Here is a 25,984-nt window from a genome sequence, read left to right as displayed (position 1 = left end):
GATGCCGACTCTGATCGAGGACTACGAGTCCGGGGATCCCCGACGCGTGCTGCACGCCGTGTGGCAGACGATCGGATGCCGGGACCCGGAGCTCCTGAAGCCGCTCGTGACCGCTCTTCCACGCCTGAGGTCGCGTACCGAGGGTGTCGAGCTCGGCGGCATGATCTACCTGAACAGCACGCACCTCGATCACGCGTTCCACGTCGTCGAGAACTACCGCGACGGCCTGTGCTGGTGCATGGCCTACCCGGACTCCCTGACCTACGACCCGCGCAAGGAGCAGGATCGCGGCAACGCCGAGATCCGCTCCACGAGCACGCCGGGATGGGAGATGACCTACGAGTGCGCGTGCACGGTGTGCGGTCAGGTGTTCGACGTGGAGCAGGGCGACCACCACGTCACGTGGTGGCGCTGGGTGCCGCGCGGCGTGAAGAGACGGCGGAGCGCCACGGCGGATGTCGGGGGCCGCGCCTAGAGTCCGAGCGTGACGACAGCCCGGCTTCCCGACCCCTGCGCACTGTGCGGGAGATCCGAGGCCGTCCGCGTGGCGGCGGGGCTCGAGTGCACATGGTGCGGCTGGCTCTTCGGGACTGCGCCCGACGTCGACCTCCCGCGGCCCGTGATCGAGGTCGTGTACTACGTGCGATACGACCGTCGCGTGAAGATCGGTACCAGCGGCCGACCACGGCAGCGCCTCGCCGCGATCCGTCACGACGAGCTCCTCGCGTTCGAACCCGGGGGTCGCGAGATCGAGCAGGCCAGGCACCGGCAGTTCGCCGCGATCCGAGAGGGCGGCGAGTGGTTCACGCTCGACGAGGACTTGCGCGCGCACATCCGCGCGCTGCGCACGACCGACGACCCCTGGCAGCTCTACGCCCGCTGGACGAGCGCGGCGCTCTCCCCCTGAGGTCGGGAAGCGCGGGTTCCGGGGCAGCACTGAGGCCCCGCTCGGGACCGATACCGTACGGGGCCTCAGGCGGTCATCAGGCGGTGGCGGTCTTCACACGCGCCGGCTGCGGCTGGGAGAAGATCACGACGACGATCACGGCGATGCCGACGACGACGTGCGGCAGCCACACGTTCGGGGCCTGGTTCGCGAAGCCGAAGATCCACGGCGACAGCGCCAGGAACAGGCTCGCGACGATGTCGAACACGAGGTGGACGGGCATCGGGATGAAGCCGAAGGGGCCCCACTCGTACTTGGTGAACAGGCTGTAGACGATCAGTCCGACACCGAGGACGATCGGGATGATGACGGCGGGGCCGCCCATGCTCGCGAATCCGAACAGCCACGGTGCTGCGATGAGCGCCACGCCGACGATGTAGTCGAGGATGCCGTGGACCTTGGTGGGGATGAAACGCATGATTCCTCCTAGTGGCGCCGCTCCGTGCGGCTCACTGGTGGTTCGCGACCCTCACCGGAACGGATTGGAACGGTCAGCCGCGGGCCCAGCCGTAGCGCCGCGTGAGCGCCTCGGCCACGCGCCCGTAGCGCCCCTTGTCGAGCACCGCCGCCTCGCGGCGGAGTCCGGTCTCGTGCACGCTGTAGAGCTGCTCGATGTCGACCCAGGACTCCCGTCCCTGGGAGTCCCACGCGCCCGAGCCGATCGGGAGGTAGTCGCGGTCGCGGTCATGCGGCTTGCTCGTCATCCGCACCGCGTAGACCCTGCTCGCGGAGTGCCTCCCGATCACCAGGACAGGACGGTCCTTGCCCCGCCCATCGTTCTCCTCGTAGGGCACCCACGTCCAGACGACCTCACCCGCGTCCGGCGCCCCGTCCCGATCGGGGGCGTACTGGATGCGCACGTCGCTCACGCGATCGGGGTCCACGCGGATCGTCGCGGAACCCGCAGGTTCGTCGTGGGCTGCCGTCGCGACCGCATCCGACATCTCATCGGAACGCCGCACGCGCGCGACAGGACGCCCCGGACGAGTGGTCGTCCGGAGCGTCCTGTTCTTCGATCCCAGTGCGTTCAGGAGGATCTGTGCGAGAGTGCGGAGGATGCCGTTGCTGTTGCCCACACGGTCACCCTAACCGCCGCTCAGGCGTCTGCGAGCGCGTAGCCCTCCTCGCCGTGCACGACCTGGTCGACGCCGGCGATCTCGTCCTCGTTCGTGACGCGGAAGCCGATGGTCTTCTGGATCGCGAAGCCGATGATGAAGGCCACGACGAAGGAGTAGATCAGCACGCCGGCCGCCGCGATCACCTGGACCGCGAGCTGACGGGCGTCGCCGCCCACGAACAGGCCGGTGCCGGTGGCGAAGAAGCCGAGGTACACGGTGCCGATCAGACCGCCGACGAGGTGGATGCCGACCACGTCGAGCGAGTCGTCGAAGCCGAGGCGGAACTTGAGCTCGATCGCGAGGGCGCAGACGACGCCGGCCACGGCACCGAGCAGGAGGGCCCAGCCCGGCGTCAGGTTGGCGCAGGCGGGCGTGATCGCGACGAGACCCGCGACGGCGCCCGATGCGGCGCCGACCGAGGTGGGCTTGCCGTCCTTGATCTTCTCGATCAGGATCCAGCCGAGGATCGCGGCAGCCGTGGCGCCGAGGGTGTTGATGCCGATGAGGCCGACGCCGCCCATGTCCTCCGCGAGCCACTCCGCGCCCGCGTTGAAGCCGAACCAGCCGAACCAGAGCAGCGCTGCGCCGAGCAGCGTCAGCGGCACGTTGTGCGGCTTGAGGATGCCCTTCTGGAAGCCGATGCGCTTGCCGAGGACCAGCGCGAGAGCCAGAGCCGCCGCGCCCGCGTTGATGTGCACCGCGGTTCCGCCGGCGTAGTCGATCACGCCGATGCCGCTGTCCTCGCCGAACAGCGTGGTGCCGAGGTTCATGATCCAGCCGCCGCCCCAGACCCAGGCCGCGACCGGGAAGTAGCCGACCGTGGCGAACACGCCGGCGAAGATCAGCCAGCTGCCGAACTTCGCGCGGTCGGCGATGGCGCCCGAGATGAGGGCGACAGTGATGATCGCGAAGGTGGCGCCGTACGCGACGCCGAGGAGCGCGACGTTCGAGCCCTCACCCGAGGCCAGGCTCGACAGGCCGAAATCCGCAAACGGGTTGCCGGCGAAGGCCATGGGGCTGTCGACCGCGCTCATGGAGAATCCGAAGAGGATCCAGAGCACCGCGACGAGACCGATCGAGCCGAAGCTCATCATCATCATGCTGACGACGCTCTTCGCCTTCACGAGGCCGCCGTAGAAGAAGGCGACGCCGGGCGTCATGAGCAGGACGAGGGCGGTCGCGGTGATCGCCCAGGAGATGTTGCCTGGAGCATCCATAGTGAACCTCACATTCGGGTGGTCTGAGAGCTTCAGTGTGGCGAGGCCCGATTTCCGGAATGCGCGAGGTGTGTTGCGAGGGCGTTACAGGAACGCGCGCTGTGTGAACTCTGTGTTACGCGGAGCTGCGATCCGCATGCGTGAGAGCGTTCAGTCGCGAGATCGCCCGCAGGTACTTCTTGCGGTAGCCGCCGCCCAGCATCTCCTCCGAGAACACCTGGTCGAGGGCCGTGCCCGTGGCCACGACCGGGATCTGCGCGTCGTAGACCCGGTCCACGAAAGCGACGAAGCGCAGGGCCTCGGACTGATCCGTCAGTGTTCGCACATCGCGCAGGCCGACGAGCCCCAGTCCCGTGATGAGACGCAGGTAGCGCGAGGGGTGCACACGGGCGAGATGGCGGATGACGTCGTCGAACGCGTCGTCCGACGCCGTGCCGCCCGCAGCCCCGGCATCCACTGCGGCCTGATACTCCGCCGCGTCGCTGACGACCGCGTGGCCGTCGAGCGCGCGCTGCCGGAAGTCGACGCCGTCGATGCGGAGTGTCTGGAAGCTGTCGGACATCGCGTGGATCTCGCGCAGGAAGTCCTGCGCCGCGAAACGCCCCTCGCCGAGCGCGTTGGGCGGGGTGTTCGAGGTCGCGGCCAGACGTGTGCCCGTCGGCACCAGCTCGGCGAGCAGACGGGTCATGACCATCGTGTCGCCCGGGTCGTCGAGCTCGAACTCGTCGATGCAGAGCAGGTCGGCGCCCTTGAGCAGGTCGACCGTGTTCTTGTAGCCGAGCGCGCCGACGAGCGCGGTGTACTCGATGAACGATCCGAAGTACTTCCGCCGGGCGGGCATCGCGTGGAAGATCGACGCGAGGAGGTGGGTCTTGCCGACGCCGAAGCCGCCGTCCAGGTAGACGCCCGGCTTCATCTCCGGTTCCTTCTTGGCGCGGCTGAACAGTCCGCCGCGCTTGACCGGACTCCCGCCCCGACCCGCGAAGCGCTGCAGGGTCTCCTTGGCCTCCTCCTGCGAGGGATAGGCGGGATCGGCGCGATAGCTCTCGAAGGTCGCAGCGTCGAACTGCGGCGGCGGGACGAGGCTCGCGAGCATCTCAGGACCGGAGACGGTCGGTTCGCGATCGGTGAGGTGCACGAGACCAGTGCGGGTGGGCGTGTCGGTCATCACGGTCCTGGATCGGGTGCTCACCTGTGTCGAAGTCTTACGATTCGGGTCCGGAGTGCACGGCGGGGATCTATCGTCGAAGTGTCGGCTCCACATTACGCCGTCACCACCCGCCCCATCGCCGCTCACCGACTGAGGAGATCCCTGTGGCCATCGAGTTCGACACGTCTTCGTCCAAGTTCGCCGAGTACGCCGAGCCCGGCCGTCTCGTGACGACCGATTGGCTCGCGGAGCGGCTCGGCTCCCCCGGCCTCGTGGTCGTGGAGTCCGACGAGGACGTGCTGCTCTACGAGACAGGGCACATCCCCGGCGCCGTCAAGGTGGACTGGCATACCGAGCTCAACGACCCTGTCGTGCGCGACTACGTCGACGGCGAGGGCTTCGCCGCGCTCCTGAGCCGCAAGGGCATCTCCCGCGACGACACCGTCGTGATCTACGGCGACAAGAACAACTGGTGGGCCGCCTACGCACTGTGGGTGTTCTCGCTCTTCGGCCACGAGGACGTGCGCCTGCTCGACGGCGGCCGCGACCGCTGGATCTCCGAGGGCCGCGAGCTCACTCGCGAGGCTCCCGCGGTCACCCCCACCGAGTACCCCGTCGTGGAGCGCGACGACTCGCTGATCCGTGCCTACAAGGAGGACGTGCTCGCGCACATCGGCAACCCGCTGATCGACGTGCGCTCCCCCGAGGAGTACAGCGGGGAGCGCACCACCGCCCCTGCCTACCCCGAGGAGGGCACGCTGCGCGCCGGCCACATCCCCACCGCGCAGAGCGTCCCGTGGGCCAAGGCGGTCGCCGAGGACGGCGGCTTCAAGTCACGCGCGGAGCTCGACGCGATCTACCGCGACGGCGCCGGGCTGGCCGACGGCGACGACGTCGTGGCCTATTGCCGGATCGGCGAGCGGTCGAGCCACACGTGGTTCGTGCTCAAGCACCTGCTCGGCTTCGAGAACGTCCGCAACTACGACGGCTCCTGGACCGAGTGGGGCAGCGCGGTGCGCGTCCCGATCGTGACGGGCGCGGAGCCCGGCTCACTCTGACGTGTGACAATGACAGGGATGAGCACCATGCACGTTCCTGACGTCCTCGCCGAGATCCGCGACGGCTTCCTGGAGACTCCGGAGGCCGACCGCCTGCTGCTCCTGCTGGAGTTCGCGGACGAACTGCCCGAGGTCTCCGAAGAGGTCGCGAACCACCCCGAGATGTGCGAGCGCGTCGCGGAGTGCCAGTCCCCCGTCTACGTCTACGTCGAGGTGCACGACGACATCGTCACCATGCACGCCACCGCACCGGCGGAGGCGCCGACGACGCGCGGCTTCGCGAGCATCCTCGTGCAGGGCATCACCGGGCTCTCGCCCGACGAGGTCCTGGCGATCCCCGACGACTACCCGCAGTCGATCGGTCTGACGAAGGCCGTCTCGCCGCTGCGGATCGGCGGGATGACCGGGATGCTGATGCGCGCCAAGAAGCAGGTCACGCAGAAGCGCTGAACCCCTGGGCGCGCAGCCAGTCTGTGATGGCGTCCGACCACCCGGCCTGGTCGTAGTTCCACAGCTTGGTGTGCCGCGCGACGGAGAACCGCGGCATCGTCACGATGTCGGGCCGCGCCTCCTGCAGGGCGTGCGAGGCGTCGGCCGGGACGAACCCGTCGTCGTCGCTGTGCAGGATCAGGATCGGCACCGCGAGCTCCTCGGCCCGTGCCACCATATCGAGGCGGTCGAACGGGATCGCGTCCTCCGCACCGCTCAGCCGCGCCGTGAGGGGCACCGACAGCGCACCCATCGCGAGATCCGGGAGCGGTGCGTGCATCCCCGCCTCCCTGGCCTGGAACCGCAGCACCGTGCGCCAGTCGATGACCGGCGATTCGAGGATCAACCCGGCGATGCGGTCGCGGTTGCCCGAGTTGACCGCGGTCTGCAGGGCCACCGCGCCACCCATGGACCATCCCATGAGGATCACCCGCTCCGCGCCGTGCCGGAGCGCGTAGGACACCGCAGCATCCACGTCGCGCCACTCGCTCGCTCCCAGCGCGTACGCGCCGCCACGGCTGCGCGGGGCCTCTCCGTCGTTGCGGTACGAGACCACGAGGTTCGGGAGGCCTTCGCCGTGCAGCACGGGTACGGCGCGCAGGCATTCGGCCCGCGTGACGCCGCGGCCGTGCACCTGGATGACCCACGTGGTGGAGTCGCCCGGGAAGAACCATGCGGGGCAGGGACCGGCCGGCGATCCGATCAGCACGTTCTCCCAGCGCAGGTGCAGTTCACTGGGCGTGGCGTAGTACCACCCGCTGAAGGCCGCATGGCGGTCGATCCGGGCACCCGGCTCGATCTGCGTGAGCAGCTTGCGCCGAACGGTCGTGGCGTCCGCGCTCAGCACCGCCCCGAGCTTCACGTAGCCGTACGTGCCGGAGGTGAAGAGCCCGTAGCGTCCGGGCAGCTCGGTGTCCGGAGTGCGCGACAGCTCGATGGTCTGCGCCCCGGTGTCGACCGCGATGATCTCGGCGTCCGCGCCTCGCTTCGCGGGGACGACGACCCGGCGGGCGACGCTGAACACGAGCAGCGCCAGAGCCGCCCCGAGAGCGAGCAGTGCAGGGACAAGGAGCGCAACGGCGTGCCTGAGACTCTTCATCGCTTCCTGACTCTAGCCTGTCACCGTGACCGCACACCCCGATGCCGGGACCGTCTTCGACGCCGCCGTGGCCGAATTGCAGGAGACCGCGTTCCGCGCGGACATCACCGTCCGTGAGATCGCCACCCCGCAGGGCCTCGCCCCGCACGCGATCGCGCTCGCCGCCGATGTGCGCCCCGACGAGGACGGCGACTCGGTCTACGGCACGGGACGCTTCGTCCTGCTGCACGACCCCGAGGGTCCTGCGGCGTGGGGCGGAGCCTGGCGCATCGTGCTGTTCGCGCAGGCGCCGCTCGAGACCGAGATCGGCACCGACCCGCTGCTGGCGGACGTGACGTGGTCGTGGCTCGTGGACGCGCTGGATTCCCGCGGGGCGGTCTACCATTCGGCATCCGGCACGTCGACGAAGACCCTGTCGAAGGGTTTCGGCGGACTGGCGATCGAAGGCGACGGCGCGCAGATAGAATTGAGGGCGTCCTGGACCCCCGAAGGCCCGTTCCGACCGCACGTCGAAGCATGGGCCGAGCTGGTCGGGATGCTGGCGGGTCTTCCGCCCGGCTCAGAGGGCATCGCCGTGATCGGCGCGCGAAAGGCTGCACGTGACTGAATACTCTGTGATCTCCGACGTCTCGGAGTTCCAGGCGGCGTGCGCCGCGCTCGCCGCGGGCACCGGTCCCGTCGCGGTCGACGTCGAGCGGGCATCCGGCTTCCGCTACTCGCAGCGCGCCTATCTCGTACAGGTCTTCCGCCGTGACGCGGGTGTCTTCCTCTTCGACCCGCCGGCGATCGGCGACTTCTCGGCACTGCAGGCCGCTATCGGCGACGTCCTCTGGGTGTTCCACGCCGCCAGCCAGGATCTGCCGTCCCTGCGAGAACTGGACCTTCTCCCCGCTGCCCTCTTCGACACGGAGCTCGCGGCGCGCCTCCTCGGGCACGAGCGCGTCGGTCTCGCCGCCGTCGTCGAGAGCACGCTCGGGATCACTCTGAAGAAGGAGCACTCGGCAGCGGACTGGTCCACGCGGCCGCTTCCCGCCGCCTGGCTTGAGTACGCGGCGCTGGACGTCCTTCACCTGATCGACGTGCAGGAGGCCCTGGAGGCGCAGCTCGAGGAGCAGGGCAAGACGGAGTTCGCCGAGGAGGAGTTCGCGGCGACGCTCACGCGTCTGCCGAAGCCCCCGCGCGAGGACCCTTGGCGCCGGCTGAGCGGACTGCACCAGGTGCGCGGCGCCCGCAACCTCGCGGTCGCCCGTTCGCTGTGGCAGGCACGCGAGGCCTACGCGCAGGAGCAGGACGTGTCCCCCGGGAGGCTCGTTCCCGATCGTTCCCTCGTGGCGGCCGTGCTCGCGAATCCTCAGAGCAAGCAGGCGCTCGCCGGCACCAAGGACTTCCAGGGCCGGGCGAGCCGCACACAGCTCGACCGCTGGTGGCAGGCGATGGTCGACGGCCGTGCGATCGAGGAGCTCCCGCGCGAGCGCGTGCCCAGCGACGCGCTTCCGCCGCCCCGCGCCTGGGCCGACCGCAACCCCGAGGCGGATCGCCGTCTCAAGGCCGCGCGTCCCGTCGTCGAGGCCACGGCCGAGGAGCTCGGGATGCCGACCGAGAACCTGCTCACTCCCGATTTCCTGCGCCGCATCGCGTGGGACGTTCCGGGGACGACGCCGGAGGCGATCGGCGAAGCTCTCGCGACGCTCGGAGCGCGGCCGTGGCAGATTGCACAGACTGCACAGAAGATCGCCACCGCCTTTGTAGAGGCTGCTCAAACGCCCGACGAGGCCTCCGCACCGGCTTCGTAGGTTCGATCCAACCGATTCCTCCCGGTTTCGCGCGCTTCCTAGACTGAGGGAACCGCACAAACTTGGAGGCAGAGTGGCCGAGATCTCGGACGTCTTCTTCGTCGATGGAGTGCGCACCCCCTTCGGGCGCGCCGGCGAAAAGGGCATGTACTGGAACACCCGCGCAGATGACCTCGCCGTGAAGGCGACCATCGGTCTGATGGAGCGCCACGCCGCCGTGCCGGCCGACCGCATCGACGACGTCGCGATCGCCGCGACGAGTCAGACCGGAGACCAGGGCCTGACCCTCGGACGCTCGGTCGCGATCCTCGCCGGCCTGCCCCAGACCGTGCCCGGCCTGGCTGTCGAGCGCATGTGCGCCGGTGCCATGACGAGCGTCACGACCATGGGCGCGTCTATCGGCGTCGGCATGTACGACCTCGCCCTCGCGGGCGGCGTCGAGCACATGGGCCACCACCCGATCGGCGGCAACGCCGACCCCAACCCTCGGTTCGTCGCCGAGAAGATGGTCGACCCGGGCGCGCTCAACATGGGCGTCACCGCCGAGCGCATCTTCGACCGCTTCCCGCACCTCACCAAGGAGCGCTCCGACCGCTTCGGGATGCTGAGCCAGCACAAGGTGCAGGCGGCATACGAGGCGGGCAAGATCCAGCCCGACCTGGTGCCGGTCGCGATCAAGGACGCCGAGGGCGCCTGGGGCCTCGCCGCGGAGGATGAGGGCCGCCGCCCTCAGACCACGATGGAGGACCTCGCGGCACTCAAGACGCCGTTCCGTCCGCACGGACGCGTGACCGCCGGGACCTCGTCCCCGCTCACGGACGGCGCGACCATGTCGCTGCTCGCCGGCGGCGGCGCCGTGAAGGAGTTCGGACTCGCCCCCAAGATGCGCATGGTGTCGTTCGCTTTCGCCGGCGTGCAGCCCGAGATCATGGGAATCGGACCGATCCCCTCGACGGAGAAGGCCCTCAAGAAGGCCGGTCTCACAATCGCCGACATCGGCCTGTTCGAGCTCAACGAGGCGTTCGCCATCCAGGTGATCTCGCTGCTGGACCACTTCGGCATCGCCGACGACGACCCGCGGGTCAACCAGTGGGGCGGCGCGATCGCACTCGGGCACCCGCTCGCCGCATCCGGCGTGCGTCTCATGATCCAGCTCGCGGCCCAGTTCGCCGAGCGGCCGGATGTCCGCTACGGCCTGACCGCGATGTGCGTGGGCCTCGGGCAGGGCGGCTCCGTGATCTGGGAGAACCCGCACTTCGACGGCAAGAAGAGGAAGTAAGCGCAGATGGCCACTTCGGTTTCCGACCAGTACGCGAACATCGACTTCTCGCCGATCCAGGCTCTCACCGAGGGCGAGGTGATCACGCACTCCCCCGTGCGCGACATCCGCCTCCCCTCGGGCAAGGTGCTCGCCCTCGTCACGCTCGACAACGGGCGCGACCACACTCGCCCCAACACCCTCGGTCCCGCCACGCTCACGGCGCTCGGCGAGACGCTCGAAGGGCTCGCGACGCGCGCCGCGGCGGGAGAGATCCAGGCCGTCGGCATCACCGGCAAGCAGTACATCCTCGCCGCCGGCGCCGACCTGTCCGACATCAGCCGCGTCGGGTCCCGCGACAACGCGCGGATGATCGCGCAGCTCGGTCACAAGGTGCTCGGCAAGCTCGGAGACCTGGGAGTGCCGTCCTTCGCGTTCGTGAACGGCCTCGCGCTCGGGGGCGGCCTCGAGATCGCTCTGAACTCGACCTACCGCACGGTCGACGCCTCGGCCGCCGCGATCGCGCTGCCCGAGGTCTTCCTCGGCATCATCCCCGGCTGGGGCGGCGCGTACCTGCTGCCGAACCTCATCGGCATCGAGAACGCGCTCGAGGTCGTGATCTCGAACCCGCTCAAGCAGAACCGGATGCTGAAGCCGCAGCAGGCGTTCGACCTCGGCGTCGTCGACGCGATCTTCCCCGCGGCGAACTACCTCGAGAACTCGCTGACCTGGGCCGACGCGGTCCTCGGCGGCAAGAAGGTCGAGCGTAGGAACGAGCCGGGCAAGATCGAGCGTCTGACCAAGTGGCCCATCGCGATCAAGATGGCCCGCGGCATGCTCGAGTCGAAGATCGGCACGGTGCCGAAGTCGCCGTACGTGGCCCTCGATCTGCTCGACAAGGCGAAGAGCGGCACCAAGGCGGAGGGCTTCGCCCGCGAGGACGAGGCGCTCGCCGACCTCGTCACGGGAGACCAGTTCGCGGCCTCCATGTACGCGTTCGACCTGGTGCAGAAGCGTGCGAAGCGTCCGGTCGGCGCACCCGACAAGGAGCTCGCCAAGAAGGTCACGAAGGTCGGCATCATCGGCGCGGGCCTCATGGCGAGTCAGTTCGCTCTGCTGTTCGTGCGCAAGCTGCAGGTGCCGGTGCTGATCACCGACCTCGATCAGGCGCGCGTCGACAAGGGCGTCGCCTACATTCACGAGGAGATCGGCAAGCTCGAGGGCAAGGGGCGGCTCGACGCCGACACGGCCAACAAGCTGCGCGCGCTCGTCACCGGCACGACCGACAAGACCCTCTACGCGGACTGCGACTTCGTGATCGAGGCGGTGTTCGAGGAGGTCGGGGTCAAGCAGCAGGTGTTCGGCGAGATCGAGCAGATCATCGCCGAGGACGCGATCCTCGCCACCAACACCTCCTCGCTGTCGGTCGAGGAGATCGGCGCGAAGCTCGCCCACCCCGAGCGCCTCGTCGGCTTCCACTTCTTCAACCCGGTCGCGGTGATGCCGCTGATCGAGATCGTGAAGACGCCTGTGACCTCGGAGGCGGCTCTGTCGACCGCCTTCGTGGTCGCGAAGAACCTCGGGAAGAACGCGGTGCTCACCGCCGACGCCCCCGGCTTCGTCGTGAACCGCCTGCTCGCCAAGGTCATGGGCGAGGCGGCACGTGCGGTCTACGAGGGCACCCCGATCGCCGATGTGGAGAAGGCGTTCGCGCCGCTCGGCCTGCCGATGGGCCCGTTCCAGCTCATCGATCTCGTGGGCTGGAAGGTCGCGGCGCACGTGCAGGACACCATGGCGCATGCGTTCCCGGAGCGCTTCTACGCGAACGAGAACTTCCATGCCCTCGCGGAGCTGGATGCGGTCGTCGAAAAGGACAAGGGCGGTCGGGTCACGGGGTGGACCAAGCAGGCCGAGAAGATCCTGAAGCCTGCCCTCGGCACGAGCCCGGCGTCGGCCGCGACGATCCTCCAGCGCGTGCAGGACGGACTCGCGAGCGAGATCAAGCTCATGCTCGACGAGGGCGTCGTGCCCGAGGTCGAGGACATCGATCTGTGCCTGATCCTCGGCGCCGGCTGGCCCTTCATCGACGGCGGCGCATCGCCGTACCTCGATCGCGAGGGCGCGTCGGAGCGCGCCTTCGGAGGGGCTTTCCACACCCCGCAGATCCGCGGTATCGAGAGCCACTGATCTCGGACCGAACGCCCCATCCGACGCGAATCGTCGGGTGGGGCGTTTCACACCCCGGGGCGCTGTTCAGGCCTCTCGTCGTGCTCGCCGTTCCGCGGCCAGTACGACAGCGCCCGCTCTGCGAGCGCGGTGATGGTGAGAGAGGGGTTCACCCCCGGATTGGCGGGCACCGCGGCGCCGTCCACGACGTGCAGATCCGGATGCCCCCACACCCGGTGGTACTCGTCGACCACGCCGTCGGCGGGTGAGGCCGAGATCACCGCGCCGCCGAGGAAGTGCGCCGTGAGCGGGATGCCGAAGACCTCCGGCCAGGAGCCTCTCGCCTCGGCCGGGACGCCGCCCTCGAGCTGCACCCGGCGCGCGATCGCCTCCGACGCACGGTGCGCCTGAGGCAGGTGACCGGGATTCGGTTCGCCATGCCCCTGCGCACTCGTGAGCACCTGTCGTCCGAATCGACGTCGCAGCGATAGCGTGAGCGAGTTGTCGGCCGTCTGCATAACGAGCGCGATGATGCCGCGCTCGCTCCACCGGCGGAGCGAACCGAGGCGCAGCTGCCGCAACGGCGCCCGGAGCGCGCGACGGAGGAGGGCACCGACACGACGCGCGAACGGGAGGTCGCCCGGCACCATGATCGTCGCGAGAGCGCCCATGAGGTTCGATCCCGGACCGTAGCGCACGTTCTCGACGTGTGTGCGGTCGTCGACGTGGAACGACGTCGTGATCGCTATCCCACGCGCGAGCTGCAGCCCCTCCGGCACACGCGTCGCCACGGCGCCGTCCAGTGCCTCCGAGTTCGTGCGGGTCAGCCGCCCGAGAGCATCCGACACGTGCTCCAGCCGGCCGCTCGCCTTCATCCGGTGCAGAAGCTGCTGCGTGCCCCAGGTGCCGGCGGCCAGCACGACCTGCTTCGCACGCACCGTGCGGCGCGCGCGGCGCCCCCACGCACCGGTGCGCTGCGTCGTGACAGCGAATCCTCCGCCGTCGAGCGCACGCACCTCGACGACCGTCCGGAGCGGCTCGATCACGGCACCGCGGCGCTCGGCGAGTGCGAGGTAGTTCTTCATGAGCGTGTTCTTCGCGCCGACCCGGCATCCGACCATGCAGTTGCCGCACAGAGTGCAGCCCGTGCGATCCGGTCCCTCGCCCCCGAAGAACGGATCGGAGACCGTCTCTCCGGGTCGGCCGAACCACACACCGACGGGTGCTCTGCGGAAGGTGTTCGAGACCCCGAGGTCCTCGGCGGCGCCGGCCATGATCCGCTCGACCGGCCCGATGTGCGGGTACTGTTCCACGACGCCCAGCATCCGCTTCGCCGTCGTGTAATGCGGAGCGAGCTCGGACTCCCATTCGCGCACCCCGCCCCACTGCGGGTCCGTGAAGAAGGCGGCGTCGGGCTGGTACAGGGTGTTCGCATAGTTGAGGGACCCGCCGCCGACGCCGGCTCCCGCGAGGATCATGACGTGCGGCAGCCGGTGGATCCGCTGCACGCCGAAGCAGCCGAGCAGCGGCGCCCACAGGTATCGGCGTACATCCCAGTTCGTCTTCGCGAAGTCCCGGTCCTCGAAGCGTCGTCCGGCTTCGATCACACGGACGCGGTAGCCCTTCTCGACCAGGCGCAGCGCCGCGACCGATCCGCCGAAGCCCGAACCCACGATCACGACGTCCTCGTCGAATCCGGGATCGGATGCCGTGGCCTGACGCTCAGTCATCCTCGCGCTCCCGTCCGGCCGGCTGATCGTGCGGCAGCAGGATCGCCAACGCGCGGGGGCGCACCGTGATGGTGCACTCGTCCTCGCCGAGACGCTCGCCATCCGCGTAGACGACCAGACCGGGGGCGCTCACGGTCACCGAGCGCGCACGGCGGTGGGCGACCTCGGGGCGGGCCAGATGCCTGCCCTTGAGAAGAAGCGGGAGCAGCCGCAGCAGTCGGAGACGGCCGAGCGGGGCGACCTCGACGAGGTCCAGCATCCCGTCCGCCGGATCGGCGCCGACGCACACCGGCATGCCGCCGCCGTAGCTCGGGGTGTTCCCGACCGCGATCAGCGTGCCCGGCCGCTCCTGCCACGCACCGCCGTCGACCGTCACGGCGAACCGCAGCGGACGCAGCCGCGCCAGCTCGATCACGAGTGCGAGGTAGTAGCGCAGCGCTCCGTACGGCCAGCGGAGGATGTTCGTGCGCTCGCTCACCTTCGCATCGAAGCCCAGGGCCGCGATCGTGAGGAACGCGGAGGCGGATCCCCCTGAGCGCACCTCGCCGACGTCGATCCTTCGGACGACGCCATCGAGAGCCACATCGACGGCGGCGGTCGGATCGTGGCGCGGCAGCCCCAATGCCCGCGCGAGATCGTTCCCCGTCCCCGCGGGCACGAGCACGACGGGGATCTCGCCGCGGATCAGATCGTCGAGGATGCCGGACAGAGTGCCGTCACCGCCCACCACGACGAGGGCGTCGGGTCGGTCGGCGATCGCCTGGCCTGCGAGCTCCCTGGTCTCGACCGCGGTCGCGCCCTCGTACACGCGGACCTCGGCGCCGCGCCGACGCAGGTGCTCGACTGCCGCATCGGCGACCCTCCGCGCGCGTCCCTTGCCGGCAGAGGGGTTGGTCAGCACGGCGATGCGCGTTCCCATCTCAGTGCGTCCGCTCCGCGGGGATCAGCGCTCCGGGATTGAGGATGCCCGTCGGATCGAGCTCGCGCTTGATCGCCCGGAGGATCCGCACACCGGTGATGCCGATCTCGCTCTCGAGCCACGGCGCATGATCGCGGCCGACGGCATGGTGGTGACTGATGGTGCCGCCGGCGGCGATGATGGCGTCATTGGTCCGTGCCTTGACCCGTGTCCAGACCGGCAGCGGCTCCGCTCGGATGCCCGCGAGCACCGTGAAGTACAGCGACGCCCCGGTCGGGTAGACATGCGACACGTGGCACATCACGTGCACTCGCGCGCCCTCCGCGGAGAAGCCGTCACGCAGAGCGCCCTCGGCGGCGGCCTTGAGAGCCGTCAGGTTCGACCAGACCGTCGCGGTCTCGAGCGTCTCGCAGAACACTCCCGCGTCCAGCAGTGAGTCGCGCAGATACGGCCCGTCGAAGCGTCCGGCGAGCCACTCCTCGGCCGCACCCTCGCCCGCGGACGTCCCGCCGGCGGCACGCAGCAGCGCGCTCGTGCGTTCCCGCCTCTCGGCTATCCCGTCGCCTTCGTAGACGGTGACCGCGCTGGCGCCCTTCGCGAGCGCCTTCCCGATCCGTCCGACCTGTGCGAGGCTCACTGCCGTCTCCGCCTCGTCCGAGAGGCGGATCACCGTGGGACCGCCCCCTCCCTGCGCGACCCGGCGCAGCGCGTCGACGCCGCTCGAGAAGTCCGGAAAGGTCCACGACTCGAAGACCCGGTCGCGGGGAATCGGATGCACACGCACCCGGACCTCGGTGATCACGCCGAACACCCCTTCGGAGCCGAGGAAGACGCGGACCAGATCGGGTCCGGCCGCGGACCCGGGCGAGCGACCGAGTTCGATGTCACCGGTCGGCGTCGCGACGCGGATGCCCGTGACCATGGTGTCGAAGCGTCCGTTCCCGGCCGAGTTCTGCCCCGAGGACCGCGCCGCAGCGAAGCCGCCGATCGTCGCATATCGGAAGCTCTGCGGGTAGTGCCCGAGCTCGTAGCCGTGGTCGGCGAGCTCCGCTTCGGCGTCCGGTCCGGTCGTGCCTGCCGCGATCACTGCCTCGCCGCTGACGTCGTCGACGCTCAGCACGCCGCGAAGGCGTCGCAGATCGAGGCTCACCACCGCGCGGTGGTCTCCGCGTTCGGGGTCGAGCGCTCCCACGACGCTGGTGCCTCCGCCGAACGGGATGACCGCGATCCCGCGCTCGACGGCCACGCGCAGGCTCGCGGAGACCTCCTCGTGGCTGGCCGGACGCACGACGCCGTCGGGCGCGGTCTGCTCGTGCTCGCGGAGCCGCAGCAGATCGGGGGTCGAACGCCCGCCGGAGTGGCGAACGCGCGCGTCGTGCGCGGTCGTGACGTGCTGCGCGCCCACGACGGCCGCGAATGCCGCGATGTCGGCGTCGTCCAGGGCGGTCTCGGCGAGGGCGACCGCCGCGAGGTCGACTCCCGCGGCGGGCTTGCGGATCCGTCCGAGCAGCAGCGGAAGCAGCGTCCGCACTGCCAGTGGGAGATCCTTGGCCCGGGCCGGATCGCCCCAGCCGTTCCAGCGCATCTCCGAGTCCGCGGCCTCTCTGCCGTTCTCGTGGGTCATGCGTTACAGTGTGACACATCATGGAAGAACGTCAAGCAGCGACGCCCGCCGATCTCCCGTCGCACGACGTCGCGCCGCGCGACCGCGTCCCCCACTGGGACGCGACGCAGATCCGCATCCTCGACGCCGCGGACGCGCTCATCCTGCGTCGCGGGGTGCACGGCGTGACGATCGCCGAGCTCGCGCGCCGCGCCGGCCACAGCCGCCCGACGATCTATCGCAGCTGGACCGACGCCGACGACGTCGTTCGCGCGGCCCTGCTGCGGCGCGTGGCCGGCATCGTCGCGGAGTTCCCGGAGCCGTCCCGCTCCCGCGAGGCCCTCGTCGACGACGTCCTCCGCTTCTCCGCGCTCTTCCGCAGCGACCCCGTCTACGGCAGGCTCCTCGACGAGGAACCCGAGGCGTTCACGCGCTACACGCTGCAGCGCGTGGGCTCGAGCCAGCGACTCATCCTCGCCTGGCTCGCCCGCGCCATCGCCGCCGCACAGGAGAACGGCGATGTGCGCCGCGAGGATCCGGCCGAGATGGCCGTGATGCTGCTGCTCCTCGCCCAGTCCGCGGTGCTGTCGCACGGCACGGTCTCCGACCTGGTCTCCGAGAGCGCCTGGGAGCGGGAGTTGCGTGCCGCGCTGGACGGACTGCTCCGCGCATGACCACCGGCTCCCCCGACCTCAACGCCGCGCGTCGGGCCGTGGACCTCGACCGCGCCGCATCTGAGACCGTGGACGTGCTGGTGGTCGGCGGAGGGATCACCGGCGCCGGCGTCGCGCTCGACGCCGCCTCACGCGGCCTCACCGTGACGCTCATCGAGGCGCAGGACCTCGCGTACGGCACGAGCCGTTTCAGCTCGAAACTCGTGCACGGCGGCCTGCGCTATCTGGCGACCGGTGACGTCGCGACCGCGAGGGAGAGCGCGGTCGAACGCCACCTGCTCATGACGACCATCGCTCCACACCTGATCCGGCCGCTCGGCCAGCTGCTGCCGTTCGTGCCGGGCGTCAGCCTCCGGCAGCGTGCGACGGGTGCGGTGGGGATGGCGTTCGGCGACCTGCTGCGCATGCGCGCCGGCACGTCCAGACGCGTCCTTCCCGCACCACGCCCCGTCACCGCACGCACGGCCCGAGCACTCGTGCCGGCGCTCGCGGCACAGGGCCTGCGCGGCGGGATGCTCTCCTTCGACGGCCAACTGGTCGACGACGCGCGCCTCGTCGCCACCGTGGCCCGCACCGCCGCGGCACACGGCGCGCGCATCCTCACCCGCATGCGGGCGCTGTCTCTCCGCGCAGACGGCGCCGCCGCCGAGGATGCGCTCACGGGGACCCGGGTCGACCTCCGTGCACGCAGCGTCGTGAACGCGACGGGTGCCTGGGCGGGGACTTTGGACGAGGCCATCACCATCCGCCCCAGCCGCGGAACGCACATCGTCCTCGATGCGGGCGACCTCGGCCACCCGACCGCCGCCCTGACCATCCCCCACGAGGGCTCGATCAGTCGCTTCGTGTTCGCGCTGCCCCAGCAGGGCGGTCGCGTGATCGTCGGCCTGACCGACGAAGACGCCCCAGGGCCCCTACCGGACGTCGCAACGCCGACGGAGCCGGAGATCGCGTTCCTGCTCGACAACCTGAACCGCGTGCTCGCCGAGCGGGTGTCGCGCGACCGTGTGCGGGGTGCGTTCGCCGGCCTGCGACCGCTGGTGGACTCGGGCGCCGATTCCACCGCGGACATCTCGCGACGGCACCTGGTTGCGGAGTCGGCCGGCGGGTTCGTCGACGTCCTCGGCGGAAAGCTCACGACCTATCGGCGCATGGCCGAGGACGCGGTCGACCTCGCGGCGAGGCTGCGCGGTCTGTCCGCGACGCCGAGCCGCACGGCAGCCCTGCGCCTCGTCGATCGCGTCATACCGCACGACAACGCTGCGTCGACGGCGTCCGCTCCCCTTCTCGAGGGACTCGCGCTCACCCGTGCCGAGGTCGACTACGCGGTGCGCGCGGAGGGCGCCCTGACGGCGGACGACGTGCTGGACCGTCGGACGCGCGCGGGGCTCGTCGACACGGACCGAGCGCTCCTGCTTCCCGTCGTCGAGGCGATCGTCGCGGAGATCCTGACCGAGCACGACTGATCTCCGTCGCATGCCGTATCCAGCGGGAGGCGGAGCGGCGAACGCGCATCGAACAGCGTGTGAACTCCGCCGTACGGCATCCCCCCGAGGCTGTGTCTACACCGTCGAGCATGCACAGTGGAGTCATGGACATGATCCTCTCGATGCTCGGAGGCAAGGGGATGTCGGGGCTGTTCAAGACCGGCACGGCGATCCTCACCATCCTGCTCGTGGTTCCCGCGCTGCTGAAGATCTTCCTGGTCACGGTCGACGAGGGGTGGGCGGCGATCCGCACCCGCAACGGCAAGCCGATCATCCGCAACCGTCCGCCGCGTCGCACGACGAACCGCGGTGGCGCGGTGGGCGAGGTCGTCGTGCTGCACCCGGGAACCCACGGCGCGTTCCCGCTCTTCTACTGGTACAAGCTCGTCGACGTGCGCTGCCGGGCGACCGATCTCCCCGCCCGCGAGATGACCGGAGCGAGCGGCCACCAGCATCGCGTGCACGCATCGTTCGAGTGGCGACCGATACCGAACGGGCGAGATCTTCGGGTGTTCGAACTCGACGTCGTGAACGTGACGGAGCGGGCGTCGAACATCGTGGGAGCCTCCCTGCGCGACGTGATCCGCGGGCTCGACGGCGCTGAGCTCCCCCACAACGACGAGATCAACACGCGGGTGATCGCGTCCAGTGCCGAGGAGGTGCGTCGCGCCTGCGGCGTCGAGCTCGTGCGAGTGATGGTGACGGGCGACGCGCTCACCGACGGGTACCTCCTGTCCACAGCGCTTCGCGACAGCGATCGTGGCGCGGAGGCCGTCGCCGCACTGCATGCTCTGAACTGATCATCACGGCGCGAGTGACCGTCGGGATGGCGATCCTACGCCGCCGGGTGTAGTTTTTGAACATGTTCGAAACTGAGGAGCGGGGCAGCAAGAGCGACCGCACACGCGCGCGCATCAGCGCGGCGGCGATCGACTCGTTCACGACGCGCGGCTACACCGACACGACCATGCGGTCCATCGCCGAGCAGGCCGGGGTCTCGGTCGGCAACGCCTACTACTATTTCCCCTCCAAGGAGCATCTCGTGCAGGCGCTGTACGAGCAGGTGCAGCGCGAGCACGAGCGTCTCGCGCGCGAGCGCCTCGAGGGCGTGACCGCGCTCGTCGACCGGCTGCGTATCGTCTACCTGAGCGGCCTGGACGCGCTCGCACCGTATCGAGCCGTGGCTCCGGGTTTCCTCACGGCGATGATCCCACCCGACTCCCCGCTCAATCCCCTGTCGACCGAATCCTCACCCGCTCGCGACACGACCGTCGCGCTGTTCCGGGATGCCGTCGAGGGTGCGCAGCACCGACTCCCCGACGACGTCGTCGCGCCGCTCCCCGAGGCGTTGCTCGTCGGACATCTCGCCGTCGTGCTCCGCTGGACCTACGACCAGTCCCCCGATCAGGCGAACACGCGCACGCTGCTCACCACAGGCCTGCGCCTGCTCGCGCTGGCGCTCCCGTTCGTGCGCGTACCCGGCGTTCATTCCGCAGTGCGCGACATCCTCGTGCAGATTGCGGAAGTGCGCTCGTGACCGCCCAGACGCCCGCACCGGACGCGTCGATGCGCACTCCCGAGCGCCCGATGGCCTTCAGCACCGACGAGCTGCTGAACGGCGGCCTGCTCACCTGGCTGCTGTTCTGTGGGCTCGTGCCCGTGGGGATCCTCGCGAGCATGCTCTGGGCCCTGCCGTCCGCCACGCAGCCGCTCTGGTCGGACTGGCTGATCTCGGGCCTCGCGATCCTGGTGATCTCGGTGATCGTCGCGATCGTCTCGCTGGTGCTCGTGCCGTTCGGCATCCTCCTCGTCCGCCCCATCGCCCTCGCACTTCGCCGTGTACGTGCGATGCCCGTGCACGTCACGGCATACACCGTGCTGGGCGCCGCGATCGGTGCGCTCTACCTGACGGTCATCGGAACGATCCCCTCGCTCACCGAGGTGAACACCTACACGATCCTCATCACGACCCCGGCGGTCGCGATCACGATCGCCACACCGCTGGGCTGGTGGCTCAGCGCCCGGCGAGCACTGCGGAAGGATGCCGGGCTCGTCCGCACACGAGCGGACGAGGATGCCGTCGTCGAGGATGCCACGACGCCATGAACATGCACGCCGCGCCGGTCGCTGACAGCGCGTCACGCGCGACGAACGGATGCCGACGCCGCAGCTCGGCGCGACCGCCTCGGCATCGTCGCGGATCCTGGGCCCGCTGATCAGCCCCGTTCGTGCAGCGGGAACTCGATCGCGCCGGTCTCCCCCGACTGACGAGCCATCGGGATGCGGGTGCCGAGCACCTGCGCGACGACGTCCTGCGCGATCTTCGGGGCGGTGAGCCCTGCATCCGCGAGGATCTGGTCGCGCGAGGCATGGTCGATGAACTCGTCGGGAAGCCCCAGCTCGTCGACCGCCGTGTCGATGCCTGCCTCGCGCAGCACCTGACGCACGCGGGTGCCGACGCCGCCGACGCGGATGCCGTCCTCCAGCGTGATCACGAGACGGTGCCGCGCCGCGAGTTCGACGATCGACGGCTGCACGGGGATCGCCCACCGCGGGTCGATCACGGTCGCGCCGATCCCCTGCGCGCGCAGTCGCTCCGCGACGTCCACGGCGAGAGCCGCGAAGGGCCCGATCCCGACGATCAGGACGTCCTCCGACTCGCCGCGCGCCAGAACGTCCACGCCGTCGTCGAGACGATCGATCGCGGGCAGCTCCGGGGCGACATCGCCCTTCGGGAAGCGGATCACGGTGGGGGCGTCGTCGACGAGCACGGCCTCGTCGAGCGCCTCCTGCAGGCGCACAGCGTCACGGGGAGCTGCGATGCGGATGTGCGGCACGATCTGCAGCATCGCGAGGTCCCACATGCCGTGGTGGCTCGGTCCGTCGGGGCCCGTGACCCCCGCGCGGTCGAGCACGAACGTGACGCCGGCGCGGTGCAGGGCGACGTCCATGAGCACCTGGTCGAACGCACGGTTCATGAACGTGGCGTACAGCGCGACCACGGGGTGAAGGCCGCCGAAAGCGAGGCCGGCCGCCGAGGCCACGGCGTGCTGTTCGGCGATGCCGACGTCGTACACGCGGTCGGGGAACCGCTCGGCGAAGGGTGCGAGTCCGGTCGGACGGAGCATCGCCGCGGTCATCGCGATCACGTCGGAACGGCGCTCGCCCACCGAGACGAGCGCGTCGGAGAACACGTCGGTCCACCCGCGGCCGCCCGAGGACAGCGTCTCGCCCGTCGCGGGGTCGATCTTGCCGACGGCGTGGAACTGGTCGGCCTCATCGTCACGGGCCGGCTGGTAGCCGCGTCCCTTCTCGGTGATCGCGTGCACGATCACGGGAGCACCATAGGACTTCGCGAGCTCGAGCGTCTCGATCAGCGCGGGGAGATCGTGCCCGTCGACGGGGCCGAGGTACTTGATGTCGAGGTTCGAGTACAGCGCCTCGTTGTTCGTGAAGCGCGAGAGGAAGCCGTGCGTGCCGCCACGGACACCGCGGAACACGGCGCGTCCGACCGGGCCGAAGGTGCGGAAGAAGCGGTCGGACCGCTGATGGAGGTCCTTGTACGCTGCGGCCGTGCGCACGCGGTTGAGGTAGCGTGACATGCCGCCGATGGTCGGCGCGTACGAACGTCCGTTGTCGTTCACGACGATCACGAGGTTGCGGTCGTTGTCGTCGGAGATGTTGTTGAGCGCCTCCCACGTCATGCCGCCGGTCAGCGCTCCGTCTCCCACCACAGCGACGACGTGGCGGTCGGCGCGTCCGGTGGCCGTGAGAGCGCGCGACACCCCGTCGGCCCAGCTCAGCGAGCTTGACGCGTGCGAGGACTCGACGACGTCGTGAGCGCTCTCGCCGCGCTGCGGGTATCCGGCCAGGCCACCGCGCAGCCGCAGCGAGGAGAAGTCCTGGCGCCCCGTCAGCAGCTTGTGCACGTACGACTGGTGCCCGGTGTCGAAGATGAACGGATCGTCCGGGGAGGAGAACACGCGGTGCAGCGCGATCGTGAGCTCGACGACGCCGAGGTTGGGGCCGAGGTGCCCGCCCGTGCGGGACACGTTCTCGACCAGGAACTCGCGGATCTCGCCCGCCAGCTCCTCGAGTTGGTCCTCCGACAGGGCGTCGAGATCCCGGGGTCCTGAGATGCTCCGGAGAATGGGCATCTGCACCTCCTCACAGGCACCGTATGAGCATCCGATTCCGGTCCGGATGCAGGTCCGATCCTACCCCGGGCAGCATGGGAGGGGCCGGGGACGACATACCCCCTTGACACGCGAAGAGGGGCCCGGTTCCGAAGAACCGAGCCCCTCTCGTCAGCGGATTCAGACCAGCGAACGCAGCACGTACTGTAGGATTCCGCCGTTGCGGTAGTAGTCCGCCTCACCGGGGGTGTCGATGCGCACGACCGCGTCGAACTCGACGACCTGCTTGCCCTCGGGCGAGTTCTCGCTCGGGGTCGCGGTAACCTTGACGATCTTCGGCGTCACGCCCTCGTTCAGCTCCTCGAGGCCCGTGATCGACACGATCTCGGTGCCGTCGAGGCCGAGCGACTCCCAGCTCTCGCCGGCGGGGAACTGCAGCGGGACGACCCCCATGCCGATGAGGTTCGAGCGGTGGATGCGCTCGAAGCTCTCGGTGATGACCGCCTTGACGCCCAGCAAGCTCGTGCCCTTGGCCGCCCAGTCGCGCGACGAACCGGAGCCGTACTCCTTGCCGCCGAAGATCACCAGCGGCGTGCCCTGCTCCTGGTAGTTCATGCTCGCGTCGTAGATGTACGACTGCGGGCCGCCGGGCTGCGTGAAGTCACGGGTGTAACCGCCCTCGACGACCTGACCGTCGTTCACGGCCGAGACCATGACGTTCTTCAGGCGGATGTTCGCGAACGTGCCGCGGATCATGACCTCGTGGTTGCCTCGGCGCGAGCCGAAGGAGTTGAAGTCCTTGCGGTCGACGCCGTGCTCCGTGAGGTACTGCGCAGCGGGCGTACCCGGCTTGATGTTGCCGGCGGGCGAGATGTGGTCGGTCGTGACCGAGTCGCCGAGCGTCGCCATGACGCGCGCACCCTCGATGTCCTTCACCGGGGTGAGCTCCATCGTCATCCCGTCGAAGTACGGCGCCTTGCGGACGTACGTCGAGTTCTCGTCCCACTGGAAGGTGTCGTCCTCCGGCGTGGGCAGGCTGCGCCAGCGCTCGTCGCCGTCGAAGACGGTCGCGTACTGCTTGATGAACTGCTCGCGCGAGATCGACGAGTCGACGATCTCCTGCACCTCGTCGGGCGTGGGCCAGATGTCCTTGAGGAACACGTCCTGACCGTCGGTGCCCTTGCCGAGCGCGTCGTTCTCGAAGTCGAAGTGCATCGAGCCTGCGAGCGCGTAGGCGATCACGAGCGGCGGGCTCGCGAGGTAGTTCATCTTCACGTCGGGGCTGATGCGGCCCTCGAAGTTGCGGTTGCCGGAGAGCACTGCGGTGACGGCGAGGTCGTGCGAGTTGATGGCCTCGGACACCTCCTCGATCAGCGGTCCGGAGTTTCCGATGCAGATCGTGCAGCCGTAGCCGACCGTGTAGAAGCCGAGACCCTCCAGGTCCTTGTCGAGTCCGGACTTCTCGTAGTAGTCGGTGACGACCTTCGAGCCGGGACCGAGCGTCGTCTTGACCCAGGGCTTCTGCTTGAGGCCCTTCTCGAGAGCCTTGCGGGCCACGAGACCGGCGGCGATCATGACCGACGGGTTCGAGGTGTTGGTGCACGACGTGATCGCGGCCAGCGTGACGGCGCCGTTGTCGAGGATGTACTTCTCGCCCTCGGGAGTCGTGACCGGGACGGGCTTGGAGGCGTTCGCCGGGGCGCCGCTGTTGATGTGCACCGGACGCGTCGTGCGCGGCTCCTCCTCGCCGGGGACGGCCCCGGGGTCGGATGCCGGGAAGGAGTGCTTCGACTCGAGGTCGACGACGTCGTCGGACGTCGACGCCGTCGCGTAGGAGAGGATGTCCTGCTCGAACTGCGACTTGGCCTCGGAGAGGAGGATGCGGTCCTGCGGGCGCTTCGGGCCGGCGATCGACGGCACGACGGTGCCGAGGTCGAGCTCGAGGTACTCGCTGAAGACGGGCTCCTTCGAGGCATCGTGCCAGAGCGTCTGCTCCTTGGCGTACGCCTCGACGAGCGCGACGGCCTCCTCGGAGCGGCCGGTGAGGCGCAGGTAGTCGAGGGTCACGTCGTCGATCGGGAACATCGCGGCCGTGGAGCCGAACTCCGGCGACATGTTGCCGATGGTCGCACGGTTGGCGAGCGGCACCGAGGCGACGCCCTCGCCGTAGAACTCGACGAACTTGCCGACGACGCCGTGCTTGCGCAGCATGTCGGTGATCGTGAGCACGACGTCGGTCGCGGTCACACCGGCGGGGATGTCGCCGGACAGCTTGAAGCCCACGACCCGCGGGATCAGCATCGACACGGGCTGGCCGAGCATCGCGGCCTCGGCCTCGATGCCGCCGACGCCCCAGCCGAGCACGCCCAGGCCGTTGACCATGGTGGTGTGCGAGTCGGTGCCGACGCAGGTGTCGGGGTAGGCGCGGAGCACGCCGTCCACGTTGCGGTCGTAAATGACCTTGGCCAGGTGCTCGATGTTCACCTGGTGCACGATGCCGGTGCCGGGCGGGACGACCTTGAAGTCGCTGAAGGCCGTCTGGCCCCAGCGGAGGAACTGGTACCGCTCGCCATTGCGCTCGTACTCGATCTCGACGTTGCGCTCGAGCGCGTTCTCCGAGCCGAAGAGGTCGGCGATCACGGAGTGGTCGATCACCATCTCGGCGGGAGAGAGCGGGTTGATCTTGTTCGCGTCGCCGCCGAGAGCCGTGACGGCCTCACGCATGGTGGCGAGGTCGACGATGCAGGGCACACCGGTGAAGTCCTGCATGACCACGCGCGCCGGCGTGAACTGGATCTCGGTGTTGGGCTCAGCCGCGGCATCCCACGATCCGAGGGCCTCGATCTGCGCCTTCGTGACGTTCGCGCCGTCCTCGGTGCGAAGCAGGTTCTCGAGGAGCACCTTGAGGCTGAAGGGGAGCTTGTCGAAACCGGGCACCGTGTCGATGCGAAAGATCTCGTAGTCGGTGCTGCCGACCGTCAGGGTGCTCTTGGCACCGAAGCTGTTCACCGTGGACACGAATCCGTCTCCTTCTATTCGGATGGGAGCGACAGGCGCCTCCATCTTGCTCGCCAGCGAGCCCCTGCGGCTAGCAAGGCAGACCTAACCAGTCTGCTCCGCGGGACCGCTGGGCGGAAGCCT

At 69.5% G+C, this 25,984-nt stretch carries 23 protein-coding genes; 13 read left to right on the top strand and 10 right to left on the bottom strand.

Annotated features, from left to right (window positions below):
• Nucleotide 1 precedes the first annotated feature (1 nt).
• Nucleotides 2-475 (top strand): hypothetical protein, encoded by a 474-nt coding sequence (locus tag MRBLMX7_RS00545; protein ID WP_363365765.1) that lies wholly within the window; start codon nt 2-4, stop codon nt 473-475.
• A 9-nt stretch (nt 476-484) separates the two neighbouring features.
• On the top strand, nt 485-907 hold the full coding sequence (locus MRBLMX7_RS00540; protein ID WP_363365764.1) for a GIY-YIG nuclease family protein: 423 nt from the start codon (nt 485-487) through the stop codon (nt 905-907).
• Nucleotides 908-983: 76 nt separating this feature from the next.
• Here MRBLMX7_RS00540 and MRBLMX7_RS00535 read toward each other — a convergent pair whose 3' ends face one another.
• The 4 genes from MRBLMX7_RS00535 to zapE all read right to left on the bottom strand — a co-directional run bounded on the left by MRBLMX7_RS00535 (nt 984) and on the right by zapE (nt 4,449).
• Nucleotides 984-1,364, bottom strand: coding sequence for an SPW repeat domain-containing protein (locus tag MRBLMX7_RS00535; protein ID WP_050720900.1), 381 nt, complete (start codon nt 1,362-1,364; stop codon nt 984-986).
• 73 nt (nt 1,365-1,437) lie between these two features.
• Nucleotides 1,438-2,022: a type II toxin-antitoxin system PemK/MazF family toxin gene (locus MRBLMX7_RS00530; protein ID WP_363365762.1), complete on the bottom strand. Its 585-nt coding sequence runs from the start codon at nt 2,020-2,022 to the stop codon at nt 1,438-1,440.
• Between the two features lie 20 nt (nt 2,023-2,042).
• A complete protein-coding gene (locus MRBLMX7_RS00525; protein ID WP_363365761.1) occupies nt 2,043-3,281 on the bottom strand; it encodes an ammonium transporter in 1,239 nt (412 codons plus the stop codon).
• A gap of 115 nt (nt 3,282-3,396) precedes the next feature.
• The gene (gene zapE / locus MRBLMX7_RS00520) at nt 3,397-4,449 is read right to left on the bottom strand and encodes a cell division protein ZapE (protein ID WP_363365759.1); all 1,053 of its coding nucleotides are present in this window, start codon (nt 4,447-4,449) and stop codon (nt 3,397-3,399) included.
• A 146-nt stretch (nt 4,450-4,595) separates the two neighbouring features.
• Between zapE and MRBLMX7_RS00515 the strand changes: the two genes are divergently transcribed.
• Entirely contained in the window at nt 4,596-5,489 is an 894-nt protein-coding gene (locus tag MRBLMX7_RS00515) for a sulfurtransferase (protein ID WP_363365758.1), read from the top strand.
• Between the two features lie 18 nt (nt 5,490-5,507).
• Nucleotides 5,508-5,939, top strand: coding sequence for a SufE family protein (locus MRBLMX7_RS00510; protein WP_363365756.1), 432 nt, complete (start codon nt 5,508-5,510; stop codon nt 5,937-5,939).
• Here the strand turns inward: MRBLMX7_RS00510 and MRBLMX7_RS00505 are convergent.
• A complete protein-coding gene (locus MRBLMX7_RS00505; protein WP_363365755.1) occupies nt 5,923-7,077 on the bottom strand; it encodes an alpha/beta hydrolase in 1,155 nt (384 codons plus the stop codon). The genes MRBLMX7_RS00510 and MRBLMX7_RS00505 overlap by 17 nt on opposite strands.
• A 25-nt stretch (nt 7,078-7,102) precedes the next feature.
• On the opposite strand from MRBLMX7_RS00505, the gene MRBLMX7_RS00500 reads away from it, so the two are divergent.
• From MRBLMX7_RS00500 to MRBLMX7_RS00485, 4 genes are all read left to right on the top strand, one after another.
• The gene (locus tag MRBLMX7_RS00500) at nt 7,103-7,684 is read left to right on the top strand and encodes a DUF3000 domain-containing protein (protein ID WP_363365754.1); all 582 of its coding nucleotides are present in this window, start codon (nt 7,103-7,105) and stop codon (nt 7,682-7,684) included.
• Entirely contained in the window at nt 7,677-8,870 is a 1,194-nt protein-coding gene (locus MRBLMX7_RS00495; RefSeq protein ID WP_363365752.1) for a ribonuclease D, read from the top strand. The genes MRBLMX7_RS00500 and MRBLMX7_RS00495 overlap by 8 nt, the downstream gene beginning before the upstream one ends.
• 73 nt (nt 8,871-8,943) lie before the next feature.
• Complete coding sequence (locus MRBLMX7_RS00490) at nt 8,944-10,149, top strand: thiolase family protein (protein WP_363365750.1); 1,206 nt, start codon at nt 8,944-8,946, stop codon at nt 10,147-10,149.
• Nucleotides 10,150-10,155: 6 nt separating this feature from the next.
• Complete coding sequence (locus MRBLMX7_RS00485; protein WP_363365749.1) at nt 10,156-12,315, top strand: 3-hydroxyacyl-CoA dehydrogenase NAD-binding domain-containing protein; 2,160 nt, start codon at nt 10,156-10,158, stop codon at nt 12,313-12,315.
• A 47-nt stretch (nt 12,316-12,362) separates the two neighbouring features.
• Here MRBLMX7_RS00485 and MRBLMX7_RS00480 read toward each other — a convergent pair whose 3' ends face one another.
• The 3 genes from MRBLMX7_RS00480 to MRBLMX7_RS00470 are packed head-to-tail and all read right to left on the bottom strand — an operon-like array spanning nt 12,363 to nt 16,567.
• Nucleotides 12,363-14,024, bottom strand: coding sequence for a GMC family oxidoreductase (locus MRBLMX7_RS00480; protein WP_363365748.1), 1,662 nt, complete (start codon nt 14,022-14,024; stop codon nt 12,363-12,365).
• On the bottom strand, nt 14,017-14,943 hold the full coding sequence (locus tag MRBLMX7_RS00475; RefSeq protein ID WP_363365746.1) for a YegS/Rv2252/BmrU family lipid kinase: 927 nt from the start codon (nt 14,941-14,943) through the stop codon (nt 14,017-14,019). The genes MRBLMX7_RS00480 and MRBLMX7_RS00475 overlap by 8 nt, the downstream gene beginning before the upstream one ends.
• Before the next feature lies 1 nt (nt 14,944).
• A complete protein-coding gene (locus tag MRBLMX7_RS00470; RefSeq protein WP_363365745.1) occupies nt 14,945-16,567 on the bottom strand; it encodes an FAD-binding oxidoreductase in 1,623 nt (540 codons plus the stop codon).
• A 20-nt stretch (nt 16,568-16,587) separates the two neighbouring features.
• Between MRBLMX7_RS00470 and MRBLMX7_RS00465 the strand changes: the two genes are divergently transcribed.
• From MRBLMX7_RS00465 to MRBLMX7_RS00445, 5 genes are all read left to right on the top strand, one after another.
• Nucleotides 16,588-17,220 carry a TetR/AcrR family transcriptional regulator gene (locus tag MRBLMX7_RS00465; protein WP_363365744.1) on the top strand — a complete coding sequence of 211 codons (633 nt, stop codon included), beginning with the start codon at nt 16,588-16,590 and terminating at the stop codon, nt 17,218-17,220.
• Nucleotides 17,217-18,686, top strand: a complete 1,470-nt coding sequence (locus MRBLMX7_RS00460; protein WP_363365743.1) for a glycerol-3-phosphate dehydrogenase/oxidase — start codon at nt 17,217-17,219, stop codon at nt 18,684-18,686. The genes MRBLMX7_RS00465 and MRBLMX7_RS00460 overlap by 4 nt, the downstream gene beginning before the upstream one ends.
• A gap of 125 nt (nt 18,687-18,811) precedes the next feature.
• The gene (locus MRBLMX7_RS00455) at nt 18,812-19,507 is read left to right on the top strand and encodes an SPFH domain-containing protein (RefSeq protein WP_363365742.1); all 696 of its coding nucleotides are present in this window, start codon (nt 18,812-18,814) and stop codon (nt 19,505-19,507) included.
• Nucleotides 19,508-19,569: 62 nt separating this feature from the next.
• Nucleotides 19,570-20,244, top strand: coding sequence for a TetR/AcrR family transcriptional regulator (locus tag MRBLMX7_RS00450; protein WP_363365741.1), 675 nt, complete (start codon nt 19,570-19,572; stop codon nt 20,242-20,244).
• Nucleotides 20,241-20,813, top strand: a complete 573-nt coding sequence (locus tag MRBLMX7_RS00445) for a hypothetical protein (protein WP_363365740.1) — start codon at nt 20,241-20,243, stop codon at nt 20,811-20,813. The genes MRBLMX7_RS00450 and MRBLMX7_RS00445 overlap by 4 nt, the downstream gene beginning before the upstream one ends.
• 110 nt (nt 20,814-20,923) lie before the next feature.
• Here MRBLMX7_RS00445 and dxs read toward each other — a convergent pair whose 3' ends face one another.
• Both dxs and MRBLMX7_RS00435 read right to left on the bottom strand, forming a co-directional pair.
• Nucleotides 20,924-22,864 carry a 1-deoxy-D-xylulose-5-phosphate synthase gene (dxs, locus tag MRBLMX7_RS00440; protein WP_363365739.1) on the bottom strand — a complete coding sequence of 647 codons (1,941 nt, stop codon included), beginning with the start codon at nt 22,862-22,864 and terminating at the stop codon, nt 20,924-20,926.
• Nucleotides 22,865-23,023: 159 nt separating this feature from the next.
• Entirely contained in the window at nt 23,024-25,906 is a 2,883-nt protein-coding gene (locus tag MRBLMX7_RS00435) for an aconitate hydratase (RefSeq protein WP_363365737.1), read from the bottom strand.
• Between the last annotated feature and the right edge of the window lie 78 nt (nt 25,907-25,984).

The organism is Microbacterium sp. LMX7-1.2 (assembly GCF_040675935.1).
Lineage (GTDB): Bacteria > Actinomycetota > Actinomycetes > Actinomycetales > Microbacteriaceae > Microbacterium.
The sequence above is the reverse complement of the archived record's forward strand: the minus strand, read 5'-3'. Positions and strand labels throughout refer to the sequence as shown.

Excerpts from the sequence above, each read along its gene's own strand:
- MRBLMX7_RS00545 (WP_363365765.1), top strand. The coding sequence starts at position 2 with ATGCCGACTCTGATCGAGGACTACGAGTCCGGGGATCCCCGACGCGTG.
- MRBLMX7_RS00535 (WP_050720900.1), bottom strand. The coding sequence starts at position 1,364 with ATGCGTTTCATCCCCACCAAGGTCCACGGCATCCTCGACTACATCGTC.
- MRBLMX7_RS00525 (WP_363365761.1), bottom strand. The coding sequence starts at position 3,281 with ATGGATGCTCCAGGCAACATCTCCTGGGCGATCACCGCGACCGCCCTC.
- zapE (WP_363365759.1), bottom strand. The coding sequence starts at position 4,449 with ATGACCGACACGCCCACCCGCACTGGTCTCGTGCACCTCACCGATCGC.
- MRBLMX7_RS00510 (WP_363365756.1), top strand. The coding sequence starts at position 5,508 with ATGAGCACCATGCACGTTCCTGACGTCCTCGCCGAGATCCGCGACGGC.
- MRBLMX7_RS00505 (WP_363365755.1), bottom strand. The coding sequence starts at position 7,077 with ATGAAGAGTCTCAGGCACGCCGTTGCGCTCCTTGTCCCTGCACTGCTC.
- MRBLMX7_RS00485 (WP_363365749.1), top strand. The coding sequence starts at position 10,156 with ATGGCCACTTCGGTTTCCGACCAGTACGCGAACATCGACTTCTCGCCG.
- MRBLMX7_RS00480 (WP_363365748.1), bottom strand. The coding sequence starts at position 14,024 with ATGACTGAGCGTCAGGCCACGGCATCCGATCCCGGATTCGACGAGGAC.
- MRBLMX7_RS00475 (WP_363365746.1), bottom strand. The coding sequence starts at position 14,943 with ATGGGAACGCGCATCGCCGTGCTGACCAACCCCTCTGCCGGCAAGGGA.
- MRBLMX7_RS00470 (WP_363365745.1), bottom strand. The coding sequence starts at position 16,567 with ATGACCCACGAGAACGGCAGAGAGGCCGCGGACTCGGAGATGCGCTGG.
- MRBLMX7_RS00465 (WP_363365744.1), top strand. The coding sequence starts at position 16,588 with ATGGAAGAACGTCAAGCAGCGACGCCCGCCGATCTCCCGTCGCACGAC.
- MRBLMX7_RS00460 (WP_363365743.1), top strand. The coding sequence starts at position 17,217 with ATGACCACCGGCTCCCCCGACCTCAACGCCGCGCGTCGGGCCGTGGAC.
- MRBLMX7_RS00455 (WP_363365742.1), top strand. The coding sequence starts at position 18,812 with ATGGACATGATCCTCTCGATGCTCGGAGGCAAGGGGATGTCGGGGCTG.
- MRBLMX7_RS00450 (WP_363365741.1), top strand. The coding sequence starts at position 19,570 with ATGTTCGAAACTGAGGAGCGGGGCAGCAAGAGCGACCGCACACGCGCG.
- dxs (WP_363365739.1), bottom strand. The coding sequence starts at position 22,864 with ATGCCCATTCTCCGGAGCATCTCAGGACCCCGGGATCTCGACGCCCTG.
- MRBLMX7_RS00435 (WP_363365737.1), bottom strand. The coding sequence starts at position 25,906 with ATGGAGGCGCCTGTCGCTCCCATCCGAATAGAAGGAGACGGATTCGTG.